The 6,649-nt window shown below is 71.2% G+C and carries 8 protein-coding genes and 1 pseudogene; 3 read left to right on the top strand and 6 right to left on the bottom strand.

Features of this window, described 5'->3' with window-relative positions; translation table 11 throughout:
* Both ASF38_RS08860 and ASF38_RS08855 read left to right on the top strand, forming a co-directional pair.
* Positions 1-353, top strand: a 353-nt coding sequence (locus tag ASF38_RS08860) for a methyltransferase domain-containing protein (RefSeq protein ID WP_162237329.1), incomplete at its 5' end; no start/stop codon positions are given.
* Between the two features lie 63 nt (positions 354-416).
* Positions 417-872 carry a VOC family protein gene (locus ASF38_RS08855; protein WP_056575197.1) on the top strand — a complete coding sequence of 152 codons (456 nt, stop codon included), beginning with the start codon at positions 417-419 and terminating at the stop codon, positions 870-872.
* 43 nt (positions 873-915) lie between these two features.
* On the opposite strand, the pseudogene ASF38_RS19300 reads toward ASF38_RS08855, so the two are convergent.
* From ASF38_RS19300 to ASF38_RS08835, 5 genes and pseudogenes are all read right to left on the bottom strand, one after another.
* Positions 916-1,364, bottom strand: a pseudogene (locus ASF38_RS19300) (amino acid permease); the annotation flags it as partial.
* 1 nt (position 1,365) lies between these two features.
* The coding region (locus tag ASF38_RS19295) for an amino acid permease (protein ID WP_369815180.1) at positions 1,366-2,282 on the bottom strand (917 nt) is incomplete at its 3' end.
* Positions 2,283-2,331: 49 nt separating this feature from the next.
* On the bottom strand, positions 2,332-3,810 hold the full coding sequence (locus tag ASF38_RS08845) for an SDR family oxidoreductase (RefSeq protein ID WP_056575194.1): 1,479 nt from the start codon (positions 3,808-3,810) through the stop codon (positions 2,332-2,334).
* A 74-nt stretch (positions 3,811-3,884) separates the two neighbouring features.
* Positions 3,885-4,208 carry a 4-fold beta flower protein gene (locus ASF38_RS08840; protein ID WP_056575191.1) on the bottom strand — a complete coding sequence of 108 codons (324 nt, stop codon included), beginning with the start codon at positions 4,206-4,208 and terminating at the stop codon, positions 3,885-3,887.
* A 100-nt stretch (positions 4,209-4,308) separates the two neighbouring features.
* On the bottom strand, positions 4,309-5,007 hold the full coding sequence (locus ASF38_RS08835; RefSeq protein WP_056575188.1) for an aspartate/glutamate racemase family protein: 699 nt from the start codon (positions 5,005-5,007) through the stop codon (positions 4,309-4,311).
* Between the two features lie 46 nt (positions 5,008-5,053).
* On the opposite strand from ASF38_RS08835, the gene ASF38_RS08830 reads away from it, so the two are divergent.
* Positions 5,054-5,482, top strand: a complete 429-nt coding sequence (locus ASF38_RS08830) for an OsmC family protein (RefSeq protein WP_056575185.1) — start codon at positions 5,054-5,056, stop codon at positions 5,480-5,482.
* A gap of 1 nt (position 5,483) precedes the next feature.
* Here the strand turns inward: ASF38_RS08830 and ASF38_RS08825 are convergent, their stop codons facing one another.
* The gene (locus ASF38_RS08825; RefSeq protein ID WP_055962150.1) at positions 5,484-6,407 is read right to left on the bottom strand and encodes a serine/threonine-protein kinase; all 924 of its coding nucleotides are present in this window, start codon (positions 6,405-6,407) and stop codon (positions 5,484-5,486) included.
* Positions 6,408-6,649: the final 242 nt, after the last annotated feature.

The raw sequence follows: 6,649 nt of genomic DNA, 5'->3' as shown, positions 1-6,649 counted from the left end.
CCTTCGACGTGGTGCTCAGCGTCGACGTCTTCGAGCACATCGACCGGCCGTGGCTCGCGGGCGAGGAGATCGTGCGGATCCTCCGGCCCGGGGGCCTCGTGTACACCTCGACGCTGTTCAGCTGGCGCTACCACCCGTGCCCGATCGACTACTGGCGCTACACGCCCGAGGCGCTCGCGTTCCTGATGCGCGGCACCGACACGATCGACCAGGGCTTCGACGCGACCGAGCGACGTCGCGACGTGCGCAAGAAGGCCGCGGAGGACCCGATGCCCTTCGACGCGCTCGGCGGCTGGCGCGAGAACGTGCGCGTCTTCCACGCCGGGGTGAAGCCGAGGCCCCGGCCGGCCTAGTGGTCACCGGTCAGCACGTTGACCACTGCCGGCGCCTCGAGCCCTGACGAGGACACTTGCACCATGACCACCGTGGTGAGTGTCGCCCACACCGGAATCACTGTTCGCTCGCTCGAGACGGCTGCGGCGTTCTGGGTGGGGGCCCTGGGCGCCGAGGTGGAGCGCCGGTTCGTCCTGGACGGTGCCTTCGCCGCCGACGTGACCGGTGTGGCTGGAGCTCGAATCAGCGCAGCGGTGCTCGTGCTGGGCGGTCACCGGATCGAGCTGCTGGAGTATCTCGAGCCGGCGGGCCGACAGCACCTTGAGCCGAGGCCCAACGATCTCGGTTCCTGGCACCTCGCGCTCGATGTCACTGATCTCGACCGCACCGTCGCGCGGTGTGGTGAGCACGGGTGGCGACTGGCGGGAGCCATCGGGACGATGACGACGGGTCCTCGAGCCGGAACACGGTTCGCCTACCTGCACGACCGCGACGGCGCGACATTGGAGCTGATCCAGGGGGTCGCACGCACGCCCTGAGCGTGGTTCGACCCGCTGCCTCCAGACGTGTCGACCGGTGAGACTAGTCGGCCTTGCCGGCTGCCTCGTCACGACCCAGGCGTGAGTGCGTGCGGCCGTACACGAAGTAGAGGACGACGCCCAGCACCATCCACACGAGGAACCGCAGCCAGGTCTCGACCGACAGGTTCACCATGAGCCAGACGCACGCGGCGATCGCGAGGATCGGCACGAGCGGGACGCCCGGGACGCGGAAGGAGCGGTCGAGGTCGGGCCGGGTGCGGCGCAGCACGATGACGCCCGCCGAGACCACCACGAACGCGAACAGCGTGCCGATGCTCACCAGCTTGCTCAGCTCCGACAGCGGGACGAAGCCGGCCAGCACGGCCACGAACGCGCCGGTGATGATCGTGATCTTGTAGGGGGTGCCGAAGCGCGGGTGCACCTTCGCGAGGCCCTGAGGCAGGAGACCGTCGCGCGACATGGCGAACAGCACGCGGGCCTGGCCGAGCANGCGGCGGTGTTCATCCGGTCGTCGCTGTACTTGAGCATGCCGGTGACGACGAACGCGACGGCCGCGTAGAGCACGGTGACGATCGCGAGCGAGCCCAGGATGCCGCGCGGCATGTCGCGCTGCGGGTTGCGGGTCTCCTCGGCCGACGTCGCGACGATGTCGAAGCCGATGAACGCGAAGAACACCACGGAGGCGGCGGCGATGATGCCGTAGATGCCGAACACGGTCGGCTCGACGCCGAAGATCGTCTGCAGGAGCGTGGAGTCCAGCCCCGACTCGCCCGAGCTGGGCTTCGACGGCGGCACGAACGGCGTGAGGTTGGAGGCCTTGATGAAGAACAGGCCGGCGACGACCACGAAAAGCACCACGGCGACCTTCACCACGACGAGCACGCTCGTGAACCGACCGGAGAGCTTGGTGCCGAGCACGCCCAGAGCGGTGAGGGCGACGACGATGGCGATGGCACCGAAGTCGGGACGGGCCGCGTCACCGGCGAGCCACGTCGGCAGGTCGAGGAGCGACTGGAGGTAGGCCGACCAGCCGCGGGCCACGACCGCCGCGCCCAGCGCCAGCTCGAGCACGAGGTCCCACCCGATGATCCAGGCGATCAGCTCGCCCAGCGTCGCGTAGGAGAACGTGTACGCGCTGCCCGCGACGGGCACGGTCGACGCGAACTCGGCGTAGCAGACCGCCGCGAGAGCGCAGGCGATGCCGGCGAGGACGAAGGAGATGACGATCGCGGGACCGGCACTCCGGTAGGCCTCCTGGCCGGTCAGCACGAAGATGCCGGTGCCGATCATGACCCCGACGCCGAAGACCGTGAGGTCCCAGGCGGAGAGGTCCTTCCTCAGCCGATGGTCGGGCTCGTCGGTCTCGGCGATGGACCGCTCGACGGACTTGGTGCGGAAGAGGCTCACCGGGTGATCCTGCACCCGACGATTGCGGCGCGCAACCGTGCCGGTGGGGTCAGGCGGTCCTCGCCGCGTCGAGCTGCTCCGCGGCCTTGGCGATGTTGCGCTGCATGGAGCCGAAGATGATGCCGTGGAAGGGCAGGATCGCCCACCAGTAGGCGTGCCCGAGGAGACCGCGGGGGTGGAAGAGCGCGCGGTGGTGGAACGTCGTGCTCCCACCCTCGGTCGAGCCCACCTGCAGCTCCAGCCAGGCCAGCCCCGGCACCCTCATCTCCGCCCGTAGGCGCAGGAAGGAATGGTCGTCGGTGGCCTCGACGCGCCAGAAGTCGAGGGCGTCGCCGACCACGAGGTCCTTGTCGTTGCGCCGGCCGCGACGCAGCCCGGGCCCGCCGACGAGACGGTCCAGGATGCCGCGCACCCACCAGGCGAGCGCCCAGGAGTACCAGCCGTTGCGTCCGCCGATGCCCTCGATGATCGTCCAGAGCGACTGGGGGGAGGCGTCGACCTCGCGCGTGCGCTCGTCCTTGTACAGGGAGCCGCCCGCCCAGTCCGGGTCGGACGGCAACGGCTCCGACGGCGCACCGGCGGTCGCCGCCGACGACCAGCGGGTGGGGACGTCGAGGTTCTGGATCTTGGTGAGCGCGAGCTCGACGGCACGGTCGAAGCCGATGAGACCCTCGGGCGGGTCGGGCACGTACTGCTCGATGTCCTTCTCGCTCGCGACGACGGTGTTCTTGAGCGACTCGACGAGCGGACGGGCGATGCTCGCGGGCACGGGGGTGATGATGCCGACCCAGTGGCTCGACAGGCCGGGCGACAGGATCGGGACGGGGAGCACCCGCCGCTTCGGCAGCCCCGCGACGGCGGCGTAGCGCTGCATCATCTCGAAGTAGGTGAGGACGTCGGGTCCACCGATGTCGAAGGCGCGGTTCACGTCGGCGGGCATGTCGGCGCTGCCGACGAGGTAGCGGAGCACGTCGCGGATGGCGATGGGCTGGATGCGGGTGTGCACCCACTTCGGCGTCACCATCACGGGCAGCCGCTCGGTGAGGTAGCGGAGCATCTCGAACGACGCCGAGCCCGAGCCGATGACGATGCCGGCCTGCAGCACGGTCGTCGGCACGCCCGACGCGAGCAGCACCTCGCCCACCTTCTTGCGCGACGCCAGGTGCTCGGACAGCTGCTCGTCCTCGGGGTCCATGCCGCCCAGGTAGACGATGCGGCTCACGCCCGCGGCGGCGGCCTCGTCGGCGAAGCTCTGGGCGATGCGGCGCTCGGTCTCGGCGAAGTCGTCGCCCGAGCCGATGGAGTGCAGCAGGTAGTAGAGGACGTCCACGCCGTCGAGGGCGCGGCGCACGTCCTCGGGCTCCGTGGCGTCGCCCTGGGCGACGTCGACCCGCTCGGACCACGCGTGGGCGCGCGCCTTGGTCTCGTCGCGGACGAGGACGCGCACGTCGTGCCCGGCGTCGAGGAGCTGGGGGACGAGGCGGCCGCCGACGTAGCCGGTGGCACCGGTGACCAGGGAGAGCGTCATGTCCCCATCGTCGGGGACCCCGCGCGCCGGGGCATCCCGAGCGGGTCGAGGTCACACCGGTGTATCCGGTGGTGTCAGCCGGCCCGGTGCAGCTGCTCCACGTTGTCGTAGGCGAACCGGTTGGGGAACTCCAGCGGCGTGGTGGGCCGCCCGGAGGGCTCGGCACGCTCGGGGTGCTCGACGTCGGCACTGCACACCCGGTTGCCGCAGTCGTTGCGGCGCACGAGCCGGTCGCCCACGACCGACCCGAGGTAGTGACCGCGCGCGTCGACGACGTCGGTGCCCTCCCAGGGCATCCAGCCGATCCAGCGTCCGGCCGTGTCGAACACGTGCTCGTCGTCCCAGGCGCGTCGGAACGCGATGACGTCTCCGTCGAGGTCGTACAGGTACACGCTCATGTGGTCAGGCTCCCGAGATGGTGCTGGTCTTCTCCCCTCCTTGACGGTATGACGACACGATGATGACGCGGTGAGAACGCACCAAGATGATCCCGATGGACTAGTCAGTCCTGGCCAGCGCACGCTCGACGGCCGTCTCGACGTGGATCCGGGTGGTCGCGAAGACCGGCACCGGACTGTCGTCGGCCGAGACGAGCAGCTCGATCTCGGTGCAGCCGAGGACGATCCCCTCCGCGCCGTCGGCCACCAGTCGGCCGATCACGTCGGCGTACGCGGCACGTGAGGTCTCGCTGACGATCCCGCGCACGAGCTCGTCGTAGATCACCCGGTGCACGGTCGCGCGGTCGTCGGCGCCGGGCACCAGGACCTCGATGCCGTGCCGGGCGAGGCGCTCGCGGTAGAAGTCCTGCTCCATCGTGAAGGCGGTGCCGAGCAGGCCGACCCGGCCCAGTCCGGCGTGCCGCACCCGTTCGGCGGCCGCGTCGGCGATGTGCAGCACGGGCACCTTCACGGCGGCCTCGACGACGTCGACGACCTTGTGCATAGTGTTGGTGCAGAGCAGCAGCAGCTCTGCACCCGCCTGCTCCAACCGCTGCGCTCGGTCGGCGAGGAGCGCGCCGGCCTCCTCCCAGCGGTCCGTGGACTGGAGGGTCTCGACGTCGGCGAAGTCGAGCGAGTCGAGCAGGACGCGGGCGGAGTGCACGCCCCCGAGCCGCTCGCGGACGAGCACGTTGGCGAGCCGGTAGTACTCCGCCGTCGACTCCCAGCTCATCCCGCCGAGCATCCCGATCGTGCGCATCACGTCCTCGTTCCCGGGGCTCCCACCCCTGTTGCAGGATGGTCCCATGAGTGATGCGTCCGCGACCGAACAGCACCGTCAGGTGGGCCTGGAACGACTCGACCGCGGCCGCTACCGCGTCACCAACGCCCGGGGCGGGCAGATGGTGATCGGCGACGGCTCCGGCGACGACTTCACGCCCGTCGAGCTGCTGCTGGCCGCGATCGCGGGCTGCACGGCCATCGACGTCGACCTCGTCACCACCAAGCGGACCGAGCCGGAGCGGTTCGCGGTGACGGCCTCGGGCGAGAAGGTCCGCGACGACGGCGGCAACCGGATGGACGACCTGCAGGTGCGCTTCGACGTGGCGTTCGGCGAGGACGAGGAGGGCGCGAAGGCGGCCGGCCGGCTCTCCGACGCGATCGCCAAGTCCCACGACCGGCTCTGCACGGTGAGCCGCACGGTCGAGCTGGGAACGCCCGTCGACACGCAGTAGGTCAGCGCAGGCCGTACCAGGTGGCGGTGGCAGCAGCGGCGAACAGCAGCAGCGCGGCCGGCACCACCACCCACGTCGGCCAGCCCGGCCGGCGACGCGGGCGGTGCCCCGACGTCACCCGCTCCAGCTCGACGGCGAGCGCCTCGGCCGACGCGTGCCGGTGGTCCGGGTCGCGTGACAGGGCGCGGTCCAGCACGGCGTCGAGCCGCGACAGCAAGGGGGAGGCGGCCGCGCCGCGGGTCCGGGCGAGACCACGGGGCCGTTCGCCCTCGGAGCGTCGCAGGACGGCGGCGGCGTCGGGCACGTCGAAGGGGAGCGCACCCGTGACGAGGACGAAGGTCACGACCGCGAGCGCGTACACGTCGGTGCGGGCGTCGATGCGTCCGCCCGACGCCTGCTCCGGCGCCATGTACGCCGGCGTCCCGGTGGTCACGGTGAACCCGGTGGCCTCCGCCAGCCGCTTCACGCTGCCGAGGTCGGCCACCAGCACGCGGCCGTCGTCGGCGACCAGGAGGTTGCCCGGCTTCACGTCCCGATGCACCACACCCGCCGCGTGCAGCACGTGCACCGCCCGGCAACCCTCGACGGCCAGGCGCACCGCTTCAGCCGGCGCGAGCGACCCGTCGGCCACCGCGTCGAGCGAGCCGCCCCCGGCGAAGTCCATGACGAAGTAGGGCCGGTCGGTCCCGTCGAACGTCTCGGTGCCGATGTCGTGCACCCGCACGACGCGGGAGCTCTCGAGCCGTCGCAGCAGACGCGCCTCGGCCAGGAAGCGTTCGCGCACGTCGGCGTGGTGGGCCCAGTTCTCCGCCAGCACCTTCACCGCCACCGGCACCTCGAGCTCGGTGTCGTAGCCCCGCCACACCGTGGCGAACGCGCCCGACCCCTGGACCGCGTCGAGCCGGTACCTCCCGATCTGCCTCATCACGGGACAGTATGGTCGCTGGCGTGGCCCCCGGCGGTGAGCCCGGCGGGGGTGCCGGGCCGTGGACGGCAGACGAGCAAGGGGGATCCATGGAGGACGACCAGCTGCTCGAGCTCGTGGCGCGGGCCCAGGCCGGCGACGCCGACGCCATGGAGGACCTGCTCGCGCACCTGCGTCCGCTCGTGCTCCGGCGCTGCTCGAAGTTCCTGCCGTACTCCGGCGACGCCGAGGAGGCCGCGCAG

The sequence above is a fragment of the Aeromicrobium sp. Leaf272 genome, from assembly GCF_001422865.1.
Lineage (GTDB): Bacteria > Actinomycetota > Actinomycetes > Propionibacteriales > Nocardioidaceae > Aeromicrobium.
The sequence above is the reverse complement of the archived record's forward strand: the minus strand, read 5'-3'. Positions and strand labels throughout refer to the sequence as shown.

What these genes read in the sequence shown, in the direction of transcription:
- ASF38_RS08830 (WP_056575185.1), top strand. Translation starts at nt 5,054, where the DNA reads ATGAGTGATGCGTCCGCGACCGAACAGCACCGTCAGGTGGGCCTGGAA.
- ASF38_RS08845 (WP_056575194.1), bottom strand. Translation starts at nt 3,810, where the DNA reads ATGACGCTCTCCCTGGTCACCGGTGCCACCGGCTACGTCGGCGGCCGC.
- ASF38_RS08835 (WP_056575188.1), bottom strand. Translation starts at nt 5,007, where the DNA reads ATGCGCACGATCGGGATGCTCGGCGGGATGAGCTGGGAGTCGACGGCG.
- ASF38_RS08825 (WP_055962150.1), bottom strand. Translation starts at nt 6,407, where the DNA reads ATGAGGCAGATCGGGAGGTACCGGCTCGACGCGGTCCAGGGGTCGGGC.
- ASF38_RS08840 (WP_056575191.1), bottom strand. Translation starts at nt 4,208, where the DNA reads ATGAGCGTGTACCTGTACGACCTCGACGGAGACGTCATCGCGTTCCGA.
- ASF38_RS08855 (WP_056575197.1), top strand. Translation starts at nt 417, where the DNA reads ATGACCACCGTGGTGAGTGTCGCCCACACCGGAATCACTGTTCGCTCG.